The organism is Streptomyces krungchingensis (assembly GCF_054729265.1).
Genome location: NZ_JBPUKY010000001.1, coordinates 678503 through 697508, shown reverse-complemented (window position 1 = coordinate 697508; position 19006 = coordinate 678503). Strand labels below are relative to the sequence as shown.

The following is a 19006-nucleotide window of genomic DNA, read 5'->3' as shown; positions in this document are numbered from 1 at the left end:
CCCCGCCGCGGGGGCGCGGGCGGCGCCGGTCAGGACCGGCCGATCGCGTCCTGTTCGTCGACCTCGCCGCGCGGGGCCGGGACGGACGTCTTCACCGGCGCCTCGGTGGTGGGCGCGGGCGTCCGCAGCCGGCTCGTCAGGCGCAGGGCGATGGGCTCCGTCCAGCGGGCGGTGAGCGGGCCGAGGATCACCAGGATCAGCACGTACGCGGTGGCCAGGGGGCCGATGCGGGGTTCGACGCCGACGGCGAGACCGGCGATGACGATGGAGAACTCGCCGCGGGCGACGAGGGTGCCGCCGGCCCGCCAGCGGCCCTTGGCCGAGATCCCGGCACGGCGGGCCGCCCAGTACCCGGTGGCGATCTTCGTCGCGGTGGTGACGGCGGCCAGCGCGAGTGCCGAGAGGAACACGGGCGGGATGTCGGCGGGGTCGGTGTGCAGTCCGAAGAAGACGAAGAAGACCGCGGCGAACAGATCCCGCAGGGGAGCGAGCAGATGGTGCGCCCCTTCGGCGACCTCGCCGGACAGCGCGATGCCGACCAGGAAGGCGCCCACGGCCGCCGAGACCTGCAACTGCTGGGCGAGACCGGCGACCAGCAGGGTCAGTCCCAGCACCACGAGCAGCAGCTTCTCGGGATCATCGCTGGAGACGAACCGCGAGATGTGCCGTCCGTAGCGCACCGCCACCAGCAGCACCAGGGCGGCCACTCCGAGCGCGATGGCGAGGGTGGCGCTTCCGGCGGCGAGACCGGTGCCGGCGAGCAGGGCGGTGATGATCGGCAGGTAGACCGCCATGGACAGGTCCTCGAGGACCAGGATGCTGAGGACGACCGGTGTTTCACGGTTGCCCAGCCGCCCCAGGTCACCGAGCACCTTGGCGATCACCCCGGAGGAGCTGACCCAGGTGACCCCGGCCAGGACGACCGCGGCCACGGGGCCCCAGCCGAGCAGCAGCGCCATCACCGCGCCGGGCAGCGCGTTGAGGGTGGCGTCCACGAGGCCGGCCGGGTACTGGGTCTTGAGGTTGGAGACCAGATCGCTGGCCGTGTACTCCAGGCCGAGCATCAGGAGCAGCAGGATGACGCCGATCTCGGCGCCGATGGCCACGAACTCCTCACTGGCACCGAGGGGAAGGATTCCGCCTTCCCCGAACGCCAGCCCGGCCAGCAGGTAGAGGGGGATGGGCGAGAACTGCAACCGTCCCGCGAACCGCCCCAGCAGCCCGAGACCGAGGATGATCGCGCCGAATTCGATCAGGAAAACCGCAGAGGAGTGCACAGGCGATCACTCCCGCCCGAGTATCGTCGCGGCTGCCTCCACGCCCTCGCGGGTGCCGATCACGATCAACGTGTCGCCGCCCGCCAGACGGAAGTCCGGGCCGGGTGACGGTGTCGCCTCGGCCCGGCGCAGCACGGCCACGATCGACACACCGGTCTCCGTCCGCATGCGGGTCTCGCCGAGCAGTCGGCCGTTCCAGTGCGAGGTCGCCGAGAGTTCGATCCGCTCCGCCACCAGCCCCAACTCTGTCGTCGACAGAAGACTCGGACTGTGGTGGGTGGGCATCAGCGCGTCGATGAGGCTCTCCGCCTCACCCGACGCCAGCCGCACGGAGAGTGCGCAGGCGTCAGGATCGTCCTCCTGGTACGCGCTGAGTGTCCGTGAACCGTCCCGGTGGGCCACCACCGACAGACGCCGCTGCTCACGCGTCGTCAGGTCGTAGCGAACTCCGATGCCCGGCAACGGCGTACTGCTCATTCGTGCAGCCGCCACGACTGCCCCCTGTCTGTTGGTGTCTTGACTATTTCTTTTACAACTATTGAAGACACCCTAACGAAGAGCTCGTCCTGATCCACAGGCCCCCAGGACACCGGGCCTGTGAAACAATCCGTGCCCAGGGCGTGCCGGACGCCCGGCCGCCGGGGGGTCGCGCAGCCCGTTCTGCCGACGCCGGACACGACGGGAAGGGAACGTCAGCATGACGGCGTGGGTGCGACTCGGGACAGAAGCCAGGCCCGTGCCCCAGCCCGTCGCCACCCCGCTGGTCTGGGCCGCGGCCTCCGGCGGAGCGCTGGTACTGGTCGCTCTCCTGAACGCGGCCGTGGGCACGGACCGTCCCGCATGGGCCCTGGCCGGCCTTTCCGTCCTGGCGGCCGTCCTCGGCGTCTGCGCGCGCTTCACCGCGGCTCCGGGCACGGCCCTGCTCTGCTGGCTCTTCCTCAACGGCTTCGCCATTCCGCCGGCGGGCACGCTGACCTGGGCCGCGCACCGCGACGCCTTCTGGCTCGCCTGCCTGCTGACGGCCGCCGTGCTGGGCACCACGCTCGCCCGCGTGATGAACGCCCATGCCGCCTACCGGCGCCTGACCACCGACAGCGCCTTCGCGCCGGCGACCCCGGAGGACGGCCCTCCGGAAGTCTGAGCACCTCCCCTCGGACGGGCGGATCTCCTGCGCCGCACTCATGCGTGGCGTCTTCCGTCGGTGCGCCCCCTGAGCCATCATGATCCGCCGTCAGCCGTTTGCCGTTGGTGGAGAGGTGAGGCGTATGGCCAGGCTCCGAATGGGCGAAGGCATTCTCCGGCGCAAACCCATTGAGCACATCGAGGACACCGAGATCGCCGAGGGCCCCGGGCTGGAGCGGTCGCTCGGCCTGGTGCAGCTGACCGCGATCGGCGTGGGCGGCATCATCGGCGCGGGCATCTTCACCCTCGCCGGCACGGTGGCCAACGGCACGGCCGGACCAGCGGTGCTGGTGTCGTTCCTCATCGCCGGTGTCGCGAGCGCCGCCGCGGCACTGTCGTACGCCGAGTTCGCGGGACTCATCCCGAAGGCGGGCTCGGCCTACACCTACGGCTACGCCGTGCTCGGCGAGTTCGCGGGCTGGTTCATCGGCTGGGACCTGCTGCTGGAGTACACGGCGATCGTGGCGGTGGTCGCGATCGGCATCTCCGGCTACTTCAGCTTCCTCGTCGAGGACATGGGGGCCGACCTGCCCAACTGGATGCTGGGCGCCCCCGGCACCGGCTCCGGACACCGCGTCGACCTGTTCGCCGCGATCCTGTGCCTGCTGATCGCCTGGTTGCTGACGCAGGGCATCCGCAGCGCGGCCCGCTTCGAGACCGTGGTCGTGGCGCTGAAGGTCATCGTGGTGCTGGTGGTGATCGTCGTGGGCTTCTTCCACATCGACACCGCCAACTACCACCCGTTCTTCCCCTACGGGATCAGCGGGGCGTTCACCGGCGCGGCGACGGTGTTCTTCGCGGTGTTCGGGTACGACGCCATGTCGACGGCCGCCGAGGAGTCCAAGGACGCGCAGCGGCACATGCCGAAGGCGATCATCTACTCGCTGGTCATCGCGATGGTGCTGTACGTGCTGGCCTGTCTGGTGCTGACCGGCATGCAGAACTACAAGGAGATCGACAAGGAGAGCGGCTTCTCCTCGGCGTTCCAGTCGGTGGGCCTGAACCGGCTGGCGGACGTCATCGCGGTCGGCGCGATCATCGGCATCCTCACGGTGATGTTCACCTTCATGCTGGGCGTGACCAGGGTCTGGTTCGCCATGTCCCGGGACGGCCTGCTGCCCAAGTGGTTCGCGAAGACCCATCCGACGCGGCACGTGCCGACCCGTGTGACCTGGATCGTCGGGGCGGCGTCTGCGGCCATCGCCGGGTTCCTGCCGATCAACGAGGCGGCCGAACTGACCAACATCGGCATCCTGCTGGCGTTCGTGGTGGTCTGCGCGGCGGTGATCGTGCTCCGCTACCGGCAGCCGGACCTCCCGCGCAGCTTCCGCACACCGTGGATGCCGTTCGTGCCGGCGCTGGGCATCGTCTTCTCGATCTGGCTGATCACGTTCCTGCAGTGGCAGACCTGGGTGCGGTTCGCCGTCTGGTTCGTCATCGGCGTCGCCGTCTACGCCGGCTACTCGTACAAGCGGTCGGCGCTGGCCGGTCGCTAGGGAAGGCGCCTGCGGGCCGGGGCGGAGGACGAACCGCGAACCTCCGCCCCGGGGCGGCAGGTTCAGGAGCCCTTGATCATCTTCTTGATCTCCGGCAGTTCCTTGCCGGAGGCGGTGTTGACGTAGACGATGCCGTCGGACTGCTCCAGCGCCACGGCGACCGCGGGGTCCACGCCCTCGATCGCGTAGGCCGTGGTCGGGGTCGGCGTCGCGTGGTCGAGATCGCCGGTGTCGGCGCACGGAGGAAGCGTGGCGGCACCGAGTGCGTCCCCGATCCTGAAGTGCGGGACCTCCGCGCCCGTGTACGTGCGGCCCCGGTACTCGACCAGAGCCGCGCACGACGCCGCTCCTTCGGCGTCGTCGTCCCCGCTCGACGACGTGCAGGCGACACACAGGGCGGTGAGAACCGCTGCGGGCAGCGTCCACACCGTTGCGGTCCGGGCGGTCGGGAGCAGGAATGTCATGATGCGCCTCCTTGTGGAGCGTCGGCTCCGGCTTCTCGGGCCTGCACGGAGGGCGACGGGATCACCCTCCTCATGGACTCCGACGCCGCGGGGGCCGTTTCTGTTCGACCGCACCGCCGCCTCCCGGCGGCGAAGCCCTGCCCGTGAGGCGGCCGTCACGGGTGCAGGCGACGGCCGCCGGAGCTGTCAGGAGGTCATCGTCCGCAGCAGCGAGGAGAGTCCGTCCGTGTAGATGCCGTGGAAGAGCTCCTCGGCCTCGGCGTCGCTGACGCCGGCCGGAGTGAACGAGCCCGACCATTCCACCCGTGAGGTGCCGGCCGTCGGCCCCTCGTGGACGGTCAGGGTGGAGAGGTATCCGGTGACGGGGAAGGGCGCCTGCTCGATCGCGTACGAGTAGCTGCGCGCCACCTGGTCGAAGGCCTGGAGCCGTTCGACGATGACACCGCCGTCCTCGTTGGTCAGGCTCCGGACACGACCGCCCTCGCCGAGATCGCTCTGGGGGATGTAGGGGAGCCAGTCGGGCAGCGAGCCGAAGCCTCCGATCAGGTCCCAGACACGGTCGGCGCTGCGGGGGATGTCGATGGATGCACGGGTGGTGGCCATGCTGATGCCTCCGGGGGAAGGGGCGGGTGGGATCAGAGTGCGGGGACGGGGGCGGTGGGCGCGATGAGCTTCTCCTCGCGCAGTGCCGCCCAGAAGGCGGCCGGCACGGTCTCGCGGAGAGCGGCGACGTCCTCGGCGATACGGCTCGGACGGGTGGCTCCCGGGACGGCGGCGGCGGTCGCCGCGTGGGCGAGGGCGAACTGGAGGGCGGCCGCCTTGATGCCGACACCGTGCTCGGCCGCCAGGGCCTTGAGACGCTCGACCTTCGCGACGATGGCCGCCGGGGCCTCCTGGTACTCGAAGTGGCGGCCGCCCGCGAGGATGCCGGAGCTGTACGGTCCGCCGACCACGATGTCGACGTCCTGCGCGGCCGCGGCGGGCAGCAGCCGCTCCAGCGCCCGGTCGTGGTCGAGGAGGGTGTAGCGGCCGGCGAGCAGGAACGCGTCGGGGCGCGGCTCGTCCAGGTCCAGCGTCAGTTCCAGCGGCTCGACGCGGTTGACGCCCAGGCCCCAGCCCCGGATCACGCCCTCGTCGCGGAGCCGCTGCAGGACGCGGAACGCGCCGGTGCGGGCCGTCTCGTACTGGGCGAGCCACTCGTCGCCGTAGAAGTCCTGGGCGACGTCGTGCACCCAGACGATGTCCAGCCGGTCCGTCCGCAGACGCCGCAGGCTGTCCTCGATGGAGCGCAGCGTCGCGTCCGCCGAGTAGTCGTTGATCATCTTGTTCGGGCGGCCGTGCTCGAACAGGCCGCCCTTCTCGCCCAGCTCGCGGGAGGCGGGGTCCTCCAGCTCGTCGAGGATGACGCGGCCCACCTTGGTGCTGAGCACGTACTCGTCGCGCGGCCGGTCCGCCAGTGCCTCGCCGAGCCGGATCTCCGACAGGCCCGCGCCGTAGAAGGGGGCGGTGTCGAAGTAGCGGATGCCGTGGTCCCAGGCGGCGTGGACGGTGGCCGAGGCCTCGTCGTCGGGGATGTCGCGGAACATGTTGCCCAGCGGCGCGGTACCGAAGCCGAGAGAGCCCGGAAGGAAGGACTTGATGCCCATGAGGTGGATCCATTTCTGTACGGCTTTTGCGCGGTTTCTGCTGGTCCGCGGCTCTTGCTCTGTCGAGGTTAGGATCGGAAATTGAGACTGTCCAAGACTTGCTTGGACACACTTGAGTCCTGAGAGGTCTTACATGCTTGACCTGCGGCAACTCCGCTATTTCGTGGCCGTCGCGGAGGCGGAGCACGTCGGCCGCGCCGCCGAGCGGCTGCACATGTCCCAGTCGCCACTGAGCCGGCAGATCGCCCAGCTGGAGAAGAACCTGGGCCTGACCCTGTTCGAGCGCAGCCAGCAGCGGATCCGGCTCACGTCTGACGGACGGGTCTTCCTGTCCGAGGCCGAGGCCCTGCTGCGGCACGCGGACCGCCTGGAGAACCTCGGCAGACGCCTCGGCCGGGGCGAGGAGGGAGGCCTCTGCGTCGGTTACGTGGGGGACGCCATGCACACCGGCGTCCTGCCGCGCGCGTTGCGCGATCTGCACGACGACCGCCCCGGCATCCATGTCGCGCTCTACGACCTGACCGCGGCGCAGCAGTTCGAGGGCCTCAGGCAGCGCAGCCTCGACATCGCCCTCGTCCCGGAGGCACCGGCCGACGACGATCCCGACCTGGAGTCCGCGCCCCTGCTGGTGGACCCCCTGCTGCTGGCCCTGCCGACCGGCCACCCCCTCACCGGGCAGGCGGAGATCCGGCCCGAGGATCTGGACGGGCAGCCCTGGATCGCGGTCGAGAACAGCCAGGACGTGACCTGGCGGGACGGCTTCATAGCCTCCTGCGCGGCGGCCGGCTTCACCCCCGACATCCGGCTCGCGGCCCCGGATCCCCTCACCGCGATCGGCCTGGTCGCCTCCGGACTGGGCGTCGCCCTGGTGCAGGAGAGCATGACGCGCGGCCAGACCCAGGGGGTGGTCGTGCGCGAACTCCCCTGGTTCGACGCCTCCGTCCGCCTGTGGGCCGCATGGCACCGTATCGACCTGCGCCCCGTGGTCGCCTCCTTCCGCACGACCGTCCTGCGGGCCCGCGAGGACGGGGAGGGGGACGCGGCCGAGGCGTGACGAGCCGCCGCGCGGTGCCACCGCGGTCTACGGCCCCGCATGCACCTGGCAGGCCCACAGGCTCGGGGTCCGGGGGTAGGCGCTGCGCAGCGCGCTCACCGCGGAGTGCAGGGCCTGCGCCGTCCGGGTGACGTCCAGCGTGCCGTCACCCGTGCTCAGGGCCTCGTACACGCTCTGGGCGACACCGGCTCCGATCGTGTCGTCGACGTGCCAGAGGGATCCGACGACATGGGGGAAGCCCGCGATCTGGAGGGCGCTGACGATGTGGACCGCCTCGTCGGCGAGTTCCGGGCTGGTGCGCAGCGTGTTGCACGCGGAGAGATACGCGAGCCGCACCGACGGCAGCCGCAGCCGGGCCAAGTCGCGTACGGTCAGCGGGCGTTCGGTGTCGTCGTGCAGGACGAGTCTGCTGCCGGACGGGCGTTGCAGATCGCCCAGGGCGTGACAGGCGAAGTGCGCGTACGCGTGCCGGGGCAGGGCGGAGAGCACGGCCGTACGCGTGGCGGACGCGCCGGTCAGCACCTCGGGGGCGGACAGCAGCCGGGCGAGGTGCTCGGCCTCACGGCGTGCGGCGGGCAGCGGTGTCAGCCCGGCGACCTCGTCGACGGCCACGACGAGCGCCCCGGTGCCGGCCGGGCGGGCCGTGCGTTGTCGGGCGTGGTGCAGCGCCCGCAGCGTCGGCGTGTACGAGGAGACGACCCGGTCCAGCGCACCCGGCGACGGCCCTTCGGGGGCGGCGGCGTGCAGCGGCAGGGTGCCCAGCACTCCACCGGGCGACCACCACATGCGGGGCAACGGTCCGGCGGGTGCGGCCGGGACGCCCAGGTGGTCGAGTACGGGGCCGGTGACCGCCCGCCACAGCCAGGCGAGCGTGTCGCGTACGACGTGCTGTGCGCGTCGGGACGCGGCGAGGGAGATTCCGGGCGTCTCCAGACGCACCAGCGCCTCCTGCAAGGTCTGCCTGCGGTTCGCCGCCTTCTCGGGGTTCAGCCCGGGGAGCGGCACGGCGTCCACCGCGTGCTCGCCGACGATCAGCGCGTCGCTGCCGTACGGGGAGACGTTGACCAGGACCACCGGGCCCGCCGCGGCCGTGGCGCGAAGCTCCCGCTCGTCCCATTCCCGCACCGGGCGCAGCAGCCCGAGCTCCGGATGCTCGACACGGATGCGCCGGGTCAGCTCCCGCCATTCGGCGGCCAGCCGCTGCCGCAGGTCCGCCTGTGCGTCGGCGTCCCGCGCGTGGTTCAGGGGGCCTTCCGCGAGGAACGCCTGGGCCCGGCTGTCGGTGGCCGTGTCCAAGGCCTCGCGGAGTCGCTCGAAACGGTCGGCGAGGCCCGGGGCCGTCTCCCGGAGCCGGGTCAGATCGCTGTCGGCGTCGAAGGCGTGGGAGAGCAGCACGCCTCTGGCCTGTTCGAGCAGACCGACCGCGAGTCCCGGCCGGCCGCAGCGCACCGCGCAGGCCGCCGCCGCGGCACCCAGCCCGACGGTGCGGCTCAGCAGGAACTCCTGGTCGTCGCGGGCCAGATGGCGTGGAGCGACCGAGTGCAGCAGGTCCACGGCCAGCGCATAGCCGTCCACGGCTCCGGCCCAGTCACCGAGCTCGGCCCGGACGTCGCCCCAGGCGCGCGCCGCGTCCAGGCGGAGGGACGGCGCGCACTGCTCTTCACGGGCCGCTTCCTGGAACACCGCGGCCGCCGCGGCCAGATCGGCTCGACGGCGACGCCGTCCGGGCCCCCGGTCGCGCAGGACGTTGCCGAGATTCATCAGACGCGGCGTGCGCTGGGTGTGGCCGGGCGGGGTGAGTTCGACCGCCCGGCGGAACAGGGCGACGGCCTCGTCGCGGGCGGCCGACGACCACAGGGCGCGAGGACTCAGCAGTTGCGAACTCGCGGCGACCGTCAGGGCACCCGGCAGGTCGGGCGAGGCCGGCGGCAGCGCCGCGATGACCGCGTCGGCCAGTTCGCGCGCCTCGCGGGCATCGCTGAGCAGCGGTCTCTGACCGCATCGGGACATGAGGGCCGCCGCGAGGTTGTGGCGCCGGCGCGGCAATCGCGGGTCGCCCTCCGGGGTGAGGGCGACCGCCTGCCTCAACCGGTCGATCGCCCGGTCGAGTTGGGCGACCGGATCGTCGGCGCGAGCGAAGCCCGTCATGAGGCTGATCCCCTGCGAACCCCGCAGCATCGCCTCGTGCGCGGGGCCCAGACCGGGCAGCGTGGCGGCCCGGTCGCGGAACTCACGGGCCTCCCGCAGGTCCTCACCGTCCTCGGTGAGCAGGTGCCGCACCCCCAGTGCCATGCCCAGGTTGAGCAGGCGGACGCCGAGCATCTCGTGGCCCCCGGGGGTGAGCGCCACCGCCTCCCGGTGCACCCGTACGGCCTCGTGCAACTCCTGCGGATCGCCCGTGCGCGCGTAGCTGCTGACCAGTACGAGACCGAGATCGTCGAGCGCGACGGGCCGGTCCGGGTGGTCCCGCGGCAGCACGGCCACGGCGGACCGCAGGAGCCGCAGCGCCTCGGTCAGGTCCGCCTCGTTCTCCTCCGGGTCGCGCTCGTAGCGGTTGTACAGGGCCATGGCGGGACCGAGCAGCCGCGGCGCGGTCTGCGGGGTCACCTCCCCGGCGGCGCCGGCCGTGTCGGAGAACTGCGCGATCGCTCCGTCCAGTTCCGCCGGATCGCCGCCGGCCATGGTGAAGCGGGCGCGCCGCGCGTTGCCCAGGGCCCGGCGCAGCGCGGCTCCCTGCTGCGGATCGCGGGACACCGCGAGCGCCTCGGTCAGCACCCGGACCGCTTCGTCCAGGTCGTCCACGTGGCCGCTGCGCTGGGCGCGCAGGACGAGCGCGAGCCCGAGGTTGAGGCCCGCGGCCGCCGGTCCTTTCGGGTCGTGGGGAGTGGCCCGCCGGAACAGGTCGACCACCTCGTCGTACTCCTCGCGCGTGCCACCCTCCCGCTGACGCAGCATCATCAGCGCGCTCCCCGCTGTGCTGAAGCAGTGCGGGAAATGCGGGCTCCCCGGCGGCAGTTGGGCCAGTACGTCGCGGGCGATCCCGGCCGCTTCGTACAGGTCCTCCGGGTCGTACGATCGGCGGTAGCGCTCCATCAGTGTGATGCCCAGGTTGCTCAGGGCGAGCAGCCGGTCGGGGGAGTCGGACGGGGTGCCCTTGAGGACACGGTGACCGGACCGGACCGGATCGACGCTCAAGTCCCCGAACGGCCAGGACATCCCGGCGAGGGCCAACACCTCCGACAGGCTCTCGACGCGGGACAGGTGCACGGGATCCTGTTCCGGCGTCGCGAGGACGGCGAGGGTGCCGCACCCGATCGCGGTGGCCACCTGCACTTCGCGCGAGGTCGTCATGGCACCGAACTGCGTGGCCAACTCGTAGAGCCTGCGGGTGTCATCGGAGGCGTCGGGCGGCGGATCGTGCGGCGTGCCCTCGGCGGCGATCGAGAACGCGGCGCAACTGGCCGCCCATTCGCCGGGTCCGTCGGCGTTCGCCGGATCCGGGCGCACAGCGGGATCGAGGGCTGCGTAGTTCGCGGCCAACTCGGGCGGCACGAGCCCGGGATCGGCCACCCACACCGGGAAGAGCAGCGTCCCGGCCATGCACCCGTGGACCCGGCCGTGTTCCCCGGGGTCGGCCGCGGCACGGGCGACGCAGAGCCAGCCGGCCGCGTGCCGGGCCTGCAGGTCCGTCCGCGGGTCGGCGGCTCTCAGCAGTGCGCGGAGTTCGGCATCCGCCTCGTCGCCGAACACGGTGTCCCGGTCCACCCGCCCGTCCGCGGTGCCGGACCGCAGGACACGGTCATGGACCGCCCGGACCAGCCGGTCCCGATCGTCCCGCACGTTGCCGAACACCCCCATGCCGACTCCGTCATCACCATGACCATCCTCAACTTCCCACATTCTGCGGCAGACTTGGCCCATGACCGAGCCGCCCGACCGCAGCCAACTCGCCCACCGGACCGCAGCGTTCTGCGCTCTGCTCGGCTCGTCCGGGACCGTGCGGAGACTGCCCGAGGTCCGGGCGGCGGCCGAGCGCGCACTCACCCTGCTGCGGTCGGGTGCCGACACCGCCGCGCTGGCGGCCGGCTACGACGACGTGGACCACGCGCTGCGCCGGGCCGGGCACGCCGGCGGACTCGCGGGCGATTCGAGGGGCGCCACGGCCCCGGGCGTCGCGGCGCACATCAAGGTGGCCGTGTGCCCGTCCTCCGCGCCCTGCCCCCGGCTCGAACGGGCGCGCGACCTGCTGCCCGCGCCGCCCTGCGCCGTCCATGGCGCGCGCATGCGCAAGGCCCGGCTGGAACCCGAGCGGTGACCGCCCGCGGTCTCCCGATCCCATGAATCCCCTCCTCGCCACCCTGGGCGGCAAGCTCACCGAGCGCTGGCTGAACCTGCTGGTGCTGCCGGGCGCCCTGTTCCTCGCAGCCACCGCCGTCGGCACCAGCCTGGGCCACCGCCACTGGCACGACCTCGACCGGCTGCGCTCCACGCTCGACGACCTCGCGGCCCGGCCCGCCCTGGAGCGGACCGGCACGGCCGCGCTCCTGGTGGCACTCGTCCTGCTCACCGCGACCGCGGCCTCGCTGGTCGCGCAGTTCCTCGGCGGCGCCGTCGAGCAGTACTGGCTGCGGTTCGGCCGGGACCCGCTCTCGCGTGCCCGCACCGCACGGCGCGAACGTCGGTGGAAGGCACGGGACGCCCAGGTCGAGGCGGCGGTCGCGCACGCGGGGCCTGCCGGTGCCGCGGCGCACGGCGCGGTGGCGGTCCCGCGGCGGACGTGGGAACGGATCCGGGCGCTCACCGAGGCCCGCGACCGCATCGCGCCGCGCGAGCCGACCCGGCCGACCTGGTACGGCGACCGCATGCAGGCGACGGCGGACCGTGTCGAGGCCGCCTACGGTGTGGATCTCGCCGCCCTGTGGCCTCGGCTGTGGCTGATCCTTCCCGAGCCCGCGGTACGGCAGATCCAGGCGGCCCGTGACTCCTTCAGCGCCGCGGCGCGCCTCGCGGCCTGGGCCGCGGGCTACGCCCTGCTCGCCTGCTGGTGGTGGCCGGCCGCACTGATCGCCGCCGGGTGCGCGGCGGTGGCCCGCTCGCGCGCCCGCACCGCGCTGGACGCGCTGGCGGGGCTGGTCGAGGCGGCGGTCGACGTGCACGGCCGGGAACTGGCGACACGCGTGGGCCTGATCGCGCCGGACGCGACGGGACTGCTCGACCGTGACACGGGGGACGGGATGTCGGAGGTGTTCAGGAAGGCCGAGTGACGCGCACGCACGTCGCCGTGGACCTGGCCCGGGGCGGACGAGCGGCGCGACGGCCGTGGAGCGCTGCGGCGGCGGCCGCCTCGGGCACCGGTCCGTCCTGCCTTTCGGCCCCGTGCCGGGCCGCCGCTGTTCGCCGGGGGACAACTCGTCTGGTGGCGAGGAGAGTTGAGTACCGCCATTCGGACCGCAGACCGGCCCCTTCCGGTGATTGCCGGACGATCCGCGGGCGCGGCCCCTGCTCCGCGGGTACGGCGTCTGGGCAGCAGACTGCCCGAACCGTGAGGAGACCAGCCGTGTACGCAGCCGTCAGACGCTACTCAGGAGTGACCGACCCCGTCGAGGCGGCGCGTCGGGTGAACGAGGGGTTCGTCCCCCTCCTCCGCGAGATCCCTGGGCTCCTGGCCTACTACTGGGTCGACGCCGGGAACGGGGTGATGGTCTCGACGAGCGTCTTCGAGAGCGAGGCGGGGGCCAGTGAGTCGATCAAGAAGGCGGCGGTCTTCGTGCGGGACAATCTCGCGCCGCTGCTTCCCAACCCTCCGGAGGTCATGTCCGGTGAGGTCGTGGCCTCCGTGTAGCGGAAGACTGCCGGTCGCCGAGCCGGTGCGGCGCCGTCCCGCGGGGCGTCCCGCCCGGCGGCGCACCCACCGGGCGGCGGCACAGAGGCAGGGCATGCGCCGCCGGATTCAGGTGCGCCCGCGCGTTTCCTCGTCGGCGGTGAGTCCGCCCGCGCGCAGGGCGACCGCCCTGCCCGCGTCCTGATCCGCCACCAGGCCGCGCAGGAAGGCGAGAACCGAGTCGAGATCGTGCCCCTGCGCCGCGGCACTGATGCCAGCGTGCAGTTCCGCTTCCACCGCGGCCACTGAGCGGGCCGTCTCGTGTCCCGAGGGCGTGAGCGTGAGCTCCACGTGCCGTCGGTCGCGACTGCCCTCCTCGCGGCGTACGAGTCCGGCGGTCACCAGCCGGTCCACCAGACGGCTGGGATTGCCGCCGCTCTCGCACACCAGGAGCGCCCCGAGCCCCGACATGCTGAGCGGCTGGCGCTCGGCCAGCAGGCGCAGTACTTCTGCCTGGGCGGGAGTGACCCCCAGCGGGCGCAGTCCGTGCGCGAGCCGGCGGTTGCCCTCGCGCTGCGCGGCCAGGATGAGGAAACGGGCTTCTTCGGCCGGCTCCATCGCGACGCTCCCCGGGATCGACGGACGAGACAACTACGTTACACGACATTCATCCTGTCTCGATCTCCCATGCGAGCTGGTCACCTCAATATGTGTCGTGTAACTTAATGACACGACACGGAAAGTGGTGAGGTTCATGAGCGAGATCGCGTACCGGAAGATCGTCGTGGAACGGTTCGGCGGCCCGGAGGCCCTGCGGACCGTCGAGGCCACGCTGCCGGAGCCGTCGGCGGGGCATGCCCGCCTCAAGGTGCTCGCCTCCGGAGTGGGCTTCACCGACCTGATGGCACGGTCGGGCGACTACCTGCTGCAGCGGCGGCCGCCGTTCAGTCCCGGATACGAACTCGTGGGCGAGATAGTGGACTTCGCGGCCGACGGGCCGCGGCCCGCCTGGCTCACCACCGGAACGCGCGTCGCGGCCTCCCTGACGAAGATGGGCGCGTACGCCGAGTACGTGACCCTGCCGCTGTGGCAGCTCGTCCCGCTGCCCGACGGCCTCGACCCGGTGACGGCCGCCGCGATTCCCCTGGACCACCTGACGGCGCTGAGCGTCCTGGAGACCCATGGCCGTGTCCGGGCCGGCGACACCGTCCTGATCCAGGGCGCGAGCGGGGGAGTCGGCCAGGCACTGAGCCGCCTCGGCGCCCTCCTCGGGCTGCGCATGTACGGCACCGCCTCGGCACCCGGCGCAAAAGCGCTGCTCGCCCGTCACGGCGTGACCCACATCGACTACCGCCGCCAGGACTTCGGCGAGGTGCTGCGGGAGCGGGAACCGGAGGGCGTCCAGGCGGTGTTCGACCACATCGGCGGACCGGGACTGCGCAAGGGGTACCGCGCGCTGGCGCCCGGGGGAGTACTGGTCAGCTACGCGTTCGCGGGCCGCCCCGGACACATGGTGGCGGACACGGTCCGCGGAGCCGTGCGGGTGAAGGCGATGAACCTGCGGCCGGGCCGCCGCACCGCGCTGAGCATGGTCCCCCACGAGATCAAGGCCGACCACGACTGGTACCGCACCGCTCTGGAGCGGCTCCTCGGCATGGCCCGCAGCGGTCGGACGGTGCCACGGATCGGAGCCGTCGAGCCGTTGCTGAAGGCCGCCGACGTCCACGCGGCGCTCGAGCGCCGCGAGATCGCGGGGAAGGTGGTCCTGACGACGGAAGGATGAGCGCGGACGGTTCACGTCGCGGGATGCGCGGCGCACGGCTTGCCCGCGTGAGCCCTGGATGCGCCCCCGCAGGAACGGCGAAAATGCGCCGTGCCGACGGAAAGGCAGCCGATGCGCGGCCTGCCCGTCGCTCAACTTCAAGGAAGGCAGGTCGGTTGCGGTGCTGGTGCGATTCCCCACGTCCCTCTCCGAAGCGCAGGAGTGCCTGGCCGAAGGAGCGGTCCCGATCGGCGGGGCGACGCTGATATGGGCCATGTGGCAGCGGGACGGCTTCCCCGCACAGGCCATGTCGCTGCGGGACCTGCCCACGGCCAATGCCATCGGCCGAGAGGAGCTGGGCAGTGCCGTGGTGCTGAACCGGATCGACGACCGGGTGCCGGACGCGCTGCGTCTGGCCGCCGGGACCGTCGGCACCGGGGCCGTGCGCAGGACGGCGACGGTCGGCGGCAACCTCGTCGGCAGCAGCCTGCGCTGTCTGCTGCCGGCGGCCCTGGTGCTCGACGCCCGGGCCACGGTGCTGGAATCCGACGGCGTGCACGAGACCGATCTGAACGAGGTGGTGGCCAAGCGTCCGCTGCTGCTCGGCCTCCGCTGGCGCGAGCCGGTCGCCAGCTCCAGTCACAAGGCGCAGGCAGCCGCGGGCGGTCCGCCGCCCCTCGTCGTCGCCGCGGCACTGCACGCCGACGGCGGCGCGGGCACCAGCCTCCATGTGGCCGTCCGCCACGGCTACGACGTGCTCAGCGGCAGCACGGCCTGTGACGGCGGCGCCGAGCGGGCTTTGAACGCGCTGCGCGGTACGGCCCTCGGCGAGCTCGACAGCGCCACGTGGGAGGTGGTCGGCCGGCAGGCCACGGCTCTCCTCGACCGGCTCTGAGCTCTCCTCGAGCGCGGCACATGTGCGAGGGGCGCCACCCGACTCCCGGGTGGCGCCCCTCGCACACGTGCCGTGGGGTCGCTCTCAGCCGACCACGATCACCACGACGCCGCTGCCGAAACCGTTGTTGTAGCCGTTGTACCAACCGTTGTTGTAGCCGTACCAGCCGTTGTTGTAGCCGTAGCCGGTGTTGTAGAAGTTGTTGTAGCCGCCGTAGCCGTAGCCGTTGTCGCAACGGTTCCACCAGCCGCCGTGTCCGCAGTAGTTGCTGACGTTGGTCGTGCTCTGGGCCGGGGTCGCGGCCGAGGCCGTACCGGCTGCGCCCACTGCGGCGCCTCCGGCCAGCAGAACTCCGACGGCGGACATCGCGGCCAGGCGCCTCGCGCGGTGTGCATTCATGGACTTACCTTCCTTCCCACCCAACGTGCGGATCCAGGCACGGGACGGATGGCAGCGGCAGCCGGGCGAGGGGTCCGGCGCCGCTGTGGATGGTGCCGCCCGAGTACGGGATGCAGGTCAGGCGGTCCCTGGCGACCAAGGACTACGTCGTTCGGCCTAACCCGCAGAGCGGCTCTCGTCCTTTGATGCTAGTCGCCCATCGACCACACAGCATCCTGGGTGGAATGCGGCAAGTCGGCGGGGGCGCCCCGTGTGCCGCGGCCCTACGAGGCGCTCTTCACGGGGCGCAATGCGGCGGCTCCGGCGCGGAGGAGCGCGGCGACGGGTGGTCTCACCCATCGGGTCAGGTCGCGCGGCAGGTCGGGATCGAGCTCGATGGTCACCCGGACGTACCGGGTGCGGAACTCGGTGACCTTCGTGTGCCGGGGCGGTGCGATGATCTCCGGCCCGCGCTGCAAGGCGGCTCGGTAGGTGTCCCTGCGCTGGTTCATGCCTTGTCCTGACGTTTGATGAGCTCGTCCGCGAGATCCATGTACGCCGAGCCCTTGACCTCGACGGGGCCGCCGAACGACTGGGCGTAGAGGTCGAGCCGTGGGATGTGGGTGGACAGCACGTCGAAGCCGCGCTCGGTGAGGGCCTCGCGCGCGTCGGCATCGGGGCCGGTGCGTGTGGCGTCGGGACGATTGGTGCGGTTCAGCAGGACGGCGGCGCGGGCCGGATGGGCGCGCAACGACTGCATGTCGCCCATCTCGCCGCCGATCGGTGCCATGCGGTCCAGTTCGATGGGGGCCGGTGTGACCGGCACGATCCATTCGCCCGCGTACCTCATGATGCTCCGGGTGATGTGGGCGTGATCCTCCATCTGCGGCGCGTCGAACACGACGGCCTGCCGGTTTCCGAGGAAGTCGTTCACACGCCGGTGCACGTCGCCCACGGGAAGGGCGACGACGGGGAAGGGGAAGCCGCCCGCCAGTTCGCTCCAGCGCAGGGCGGAGGAGGCGGGATCGCTGTCCACGAGCAACGGTGAGATGCCCGACTCGTGAAGCGCGTGAGCCAACCAGACCGCGCTGGTCGTCTTTCCCACTCCGGGTTTCAGGTTCACGAATGCATGACTCATCGACACGAGGAGTGACGCTAATGGTCGCGGACAGCCGCGCGGCAGTGTCGCGGGGTGCACGGCCCCACCGTTCATCCTGGCGCGCGGGCGAACCAGTCGTCTGGACTAAAGCGCAAGCCCGTACCGCGCGCCGGCGGCCACCGGAGGGGAGGACGGTCCGGGCCACGGGTCCCGGCGGGAACCCGGCGCGCGGCCCGGCCGTCGCACCGCTCGCGTGCGGCCCGGACCCCGGGTGTCACCCCGTGGCGGCCGGGTCGAGCAGCACCCCCGGGTTCAGGATCCCGGCCGGATCGAGTGCCTCCTTCGCGGCGCGCAGGGCCAGGGCGAACGGCTCCGGGCGCTGGCGGTCGTATCCCGGGCGGTGGTCGCGTCCGACCGCGTGGTGGTGGGTGACGGTCGCCCCGTGGTCGTGGAGGATCTGCATCGACGCGGCCTTGATCTCGTCCCACATGGCGACCTCGTCCCCGCGACGCCCGGGCGCGATGACCGTGAAGTACGGCGCGGCCCCGTCCGGATACACATGGGTGAACCGGCAGTTGACGGTGCCGGCGGTGCCCGTCACCTCCTTGACGACGTCGGCCAGCCGCTCCCGCACCGCCTCGTACAGCTCTCGCGTGCGGTCCCAGGTGCAGGACGTCTCGAAGGTCTCCGAGATCACGCTCATGCGGGCGAGCGCGTCGCGCAGGTACGGCATGGTGAGGAAGGCCGAGCGCCAGGTGTCTGCCGCGGTGTCGGCGGTGCCGGGCTCCGTGGCCGCCGCACTGCCGCCGTGGTCGCGGGCCAGGGTGACGAGTTCGGCGAGGCGGCCGTCGACGGGGGCATGGGCCGATTCCACGCCGAGGACGAGCACGCTCTCCCCGTCGTGCGCGACGCCCGCCAGGTCGGCCTCTCCGGGGTCGAGCAGCCGGCAGTTGGCCGGGTGCAGACCGGACTGCGCGACGGCCCGTACGGCGTCCATCGCGGCGTGGACGTCGTCGAACAGCACGGTGGCCGACGCCTTGTGGCGCGGTCGGTCCTGGAGCCGCATCCAGGCCTCGGTGATCACTCCGAGGGTCCCCTCGGAGCCCAGGAACAGACGGTCGGGGGAGGGGCCCGCGCCCGAACCGGGCAGTCGCAGCGACTCGTTGACCCCGACGGGCGTCACCACGCGGAGCGACTCCACGAGGTCGTCGATGTGGGTGTACAGCGTGGCGTAGTGGCCGCCGGCCCGGGTGGCGAGCCAGCCGCCCAGGGTGGAGAACTCGAAGCTCTGCGGGAAGTGGCGCAGGGCCAGCCCGTGCGGTCGCAGCTGCGCCTCCAGGGCCGGGCCGAGGGCGCCGGCCTGGATCCGGGCGGACCTGCTGACGCGGTCGATCTCCAGGACCCGATCCAGGCAGGAGAGGTCGAGGGACACCACTCCGCGGTGCGCACCGGCCCGGTATTCGACCCCGCCGACGACGGAACTGCCCGCGCCGTACGGCACCACGGCCACATCGGCGCCCGCCGCCCAGTCGAGGACGTCGACCACCTCCTGTTCCGTACGGGGACGCGCGACCTGGTCCGGGGCCGCCGCGAGGTCGCCGTGGAGGGCGCGCATCACGTCCCGGAACGCCTTGCCGTAGGTGTGCGAGGCCCGGTCGAGGGGTGCGGCCGACATCACGGGGGCGAGCGCGGGGGGAGGATCGACCCGGACCTTGGGCAGGGCGAGGGCGGAGATCGCGGGCACGGGCAGCGGTGTGTCCGCCGCGCCGGGGACCAGCGCCGCGAGTGCCGTGCAGTCGGCGTCGGACAGGGCCTGGTCGGCGTTCCCCCAGCCCCACCAGGAGCGCTGGGCCGGGGAGGACGTGCTGCGATCGGAGTCGTCGGACACGAGAATTGACCTTTCGGTAATTTACCTCTTGGTAAGTTACCGCA

General features: G+C 72.2%; 19 protein-coding genes. 8 read left to right on the top strand and 11 right to left on the bottom strand.

All coding sequences use genetic code 11. From position 1 onward, the window contains the following. Positions 1–29: 29 nt before the first annotated feature. Together ACSYGO_RS03215 and ACSYGO_RS03210 are read right to left on the bottom strand one after the other, a co-directional pair. Entirely contained in the window at positions 30–1277 is a 1248-nt protein-coding gene (locus tag ACSYGO_RS03215) for a cation:proton antiporter (RefSeq protein WP_460385701.1), read from the bottom strand. Positions 1278–1283: 6 nt separating this feature from the next. Beyond that, positions 1284–1754: a cation:proton antiporter regulatory subunit gene (locus tag ACSYGO_RS03210; protein ID WP_426680514.1), complete on the bottom strand. Its 471-nt coding sequence runs from the start codon at positions 1752–1754 to the stop codon at positions 1284–1286. Between the two features lie 220 nt (positions 1755–1974). On the opposite strand from ACSYGO_RS03210, the gene ACSYGO_RS03205 reads away from it, so the two are divergent. Then, entirely contained in the window at positions 1975–2418 is a 444-nt protein-coding gene (locus tag ACSYGO_RS03205; protein ID WP_432174351.1) for a hypothetical protein, read from the top strand. Between the two features lie 124 nt (positions 2419–2542). Beyond that, positions 2543–3955 carry an amino acid permease gene (locus ACSYGO_RS03200; protein ID WP_426680371.1) on the top strand — a complete coding sequence of 471 codons (1413 nt, stop codon included), beginning with the start codon at positions 2543–2545 and terminating at the stop codon, positions 3953–3955. A gap of 62 nt (positions 3956–4017) precedes the next feature. Here the strand turns inward: ACSYGO_RS03200 and ACSYGO_RS03195 are convergent, their stop codons facing one another. The 3 genes from ACSYGO_RS03195 to ACSYGO_RS03185 form a co-directional block, all read right to left on the bottom strand. Further along, positions 4018–4419, bottom strand: a complete 402-nt coding sequence (locus tag ACSYGO_RS03195; RefSeq protein ID WP_432188001.1) for a DUF6281 family protein — start codon at positions 4417–4419, stop codon at positions 4018–4020. Between the two features lie 186 nt (positions 4420–4605). Further along, complete coding sequence (locus ACSYGO_RS03190; protein ID WP_460385700.1) at positions 4606–5022, bottom strand: SRPBCC family protein; 417 nt, start codon at positions 5020–5022, stop codon at positions 4606–4608. 32 nt (positions 5023–5054) lie between these two features. Next, positions 5055–6065, bottom strand: a complete 1011-nt coding sequence (locus ACSYGO_RS03185; RefSeq protein WP_460385699.1) for an aldo/keto reductase — start codon at positions 6063–6065, stop codon at positions 5055–5057. A gap of 133 nt (positions 6066–6198) precedes the next feature. Here ACSYGO_RS03185 and ACSYGO_RS03180 point away from each other — a divergent pair, with 133 nt between their 5' ends. Then, positions 6199–7119 (top strand): LysR substrate-binding domain-containing protein, encoded by a 921-nt coding sequence (locus tag ACSYGO_RS03180; protein WP_426680367.1) that lies wholly within the window; start codon positions 6199–6201, stop codon positions 7117–7119. Between the two features lie 27 nt (positions 7120–7146). Here the strand turns inward: ACSYGO_RS03180 and ACSYGO_RS03175 are convergent, their stop codons facing one another. Continuing rightward, the gene (locus ACSYGO_RS03175; protein WP_460385698.1) at positions 7147–10977 is read right to left on the bottom strand and encodes a CHAT domain-containing protein; all 3831 of its coding nucleotides are present in this window, start codon (positions 10975–10977) and stop codon (positions 7147–7149) included. 61 nt (positions 10978–11038) lie between these two features. Here ACSYGO_RS03175 and ACSYGO_RS03170 point away from each other — a divergent pair, with 61 nt between their 5' ends. The 3 genes from ACSYGO_RS03170 (at position 11039) to ACSYGO_RS03160 (ending at position 12961) form a co-directional block, all read left to right on the top strand. Then, a complete protein-coding gene (locus ACSYGO_RS03170) occupies positions 11039–11434 on the top strand; it encodes a hypothetical protein (protein WP_432174356.1) in 396 nt (131 codons plus the stop codon). 22 nt (positions 11435–11456) lie between these two features. After that, positions 11457–12383 (top strand): hypothetical protein, encoded by a 927-nt coding sequence (locus ACSYGO_RS03165; protein WP_460385697.1) that lies wholly within the window; start codon positions 11457–11459, stop codon positions 12381–12383. 293 nt (positions 12384–12676) lie between these two features. After that, positions 12677–12961: a hypothetical protein gene (locus ACSYGO_RS03160; RefSeq protein WP_426680363.1), complete on the top strand. Its 285-nt coding sequence runs from the start codon at positions 12677–12679 to the stop codon at positions 12959–12961. Positions 12962–13069: 108 nt separating this feature from the next. Here ACSYGO_RS03160 and ACSYGO_RS03155 read toward each other — a convergent pair whose 3' ends face one another. Then, positions 13070–13558 carry a MarR family winged helix-turn-helix transcriptional regulator gene (locus ACSYGO_RS03155; protein WP_426680362.1) on the bottom strand — a complete coding sequence of 163 codons (489 nt, stop codon included), beginning with the start codon at positions 13556–13558 and terminating at the stop codon, positions 13070–13072. A gap of 136 nt (positions 13559–13694) precedes the next feature. Here ACSYGO_RS03155 and ACSYGO_RS03150 point away from each other — a divergent pair, with 136 nt between their 5' ends. Continuing rightward, positions 13695–14723, top strand: a complete 1029-nt coding sequence (locus ACSYGO_RS03150; protein ID WP_460385696.1) for a zinc-binding dehydrogenase — start codon at positions 13695–13697, stop codon at positions 14721–14723. Positions 14724–14883: 160 nt separating this feature from the next. Further along, positions 14884–15597: an FAD binding domain-containing protein gene (locus tag ACSYGO_RS03145; RefSeq protein WP_460385695.1), complete on the top strand. Its 714-nt coding sequence runs from the start codon at positions 14884–14886 to the stop codon at positions 15595–15597. Positions 15598–15681: 84 nt separating this feature from the next. On the opposite strand, the gene ACSYGO_RS03140 is transcribed toward ACSYGO_RS03145, so the two are convergent. The 4 genes from ACSYGO_RS03140 to ACSYGO_RS03125 all read right to left on the bottom strand — a co-directional run bounded on the left by ACSYGO_RS03140 (position 15682) and on the right by ACSYGO_RS03125 (position 18962). Further along, the gene (locus ACSYGO_RS03140; protein WP_426680359.1) at positions 15682–15996 is read right to left on the bottom strand and encodes a hypothetical protein; all 315 of its coding nucleotides are present in this window, start codon (positions 15994–15996) and stop codon (positions 15682–15684) included. A 263-nt stretch (positions 15997–16259) separates the two neighbouring features. After that, positions 16260–16487, bottom strand: a complete 228-nt coding sequence (locus ACSYGO_RS03135) for a hypothetical protein (RefSeq protein ID WP_426680358.1) — start codon at positions 16485–16487, stop codon at positions 16260–16262. After that, a complete protein-coding gene (locus ACSYGO_RS03130) occupies positions 16484–17113 on the bottom strand; it encodes a ParA family protein (RefSeq protein WP_359493267.1) in 630 nt (209 codons plus the stop codon). Before ACSYGO_RS03130 ends, ACSYGO_RS03135 begins: the two co-directional genes overlap by 4 nt. A 235-nt stretch (positions 17114–17348) precedes the next feature. Next, positions 17349–18962, bottom strand: a complete 1614-nt coding sequence (locus ACSYGO_RS03125; RefSeq protein WP_460385694.1) for an FAD-binding oxidoreductase — start codon at positions 18960–18962, stop codon at positions 17349–17351. Positions 18963–19006 lie beyond the last annotated feature (44 nt).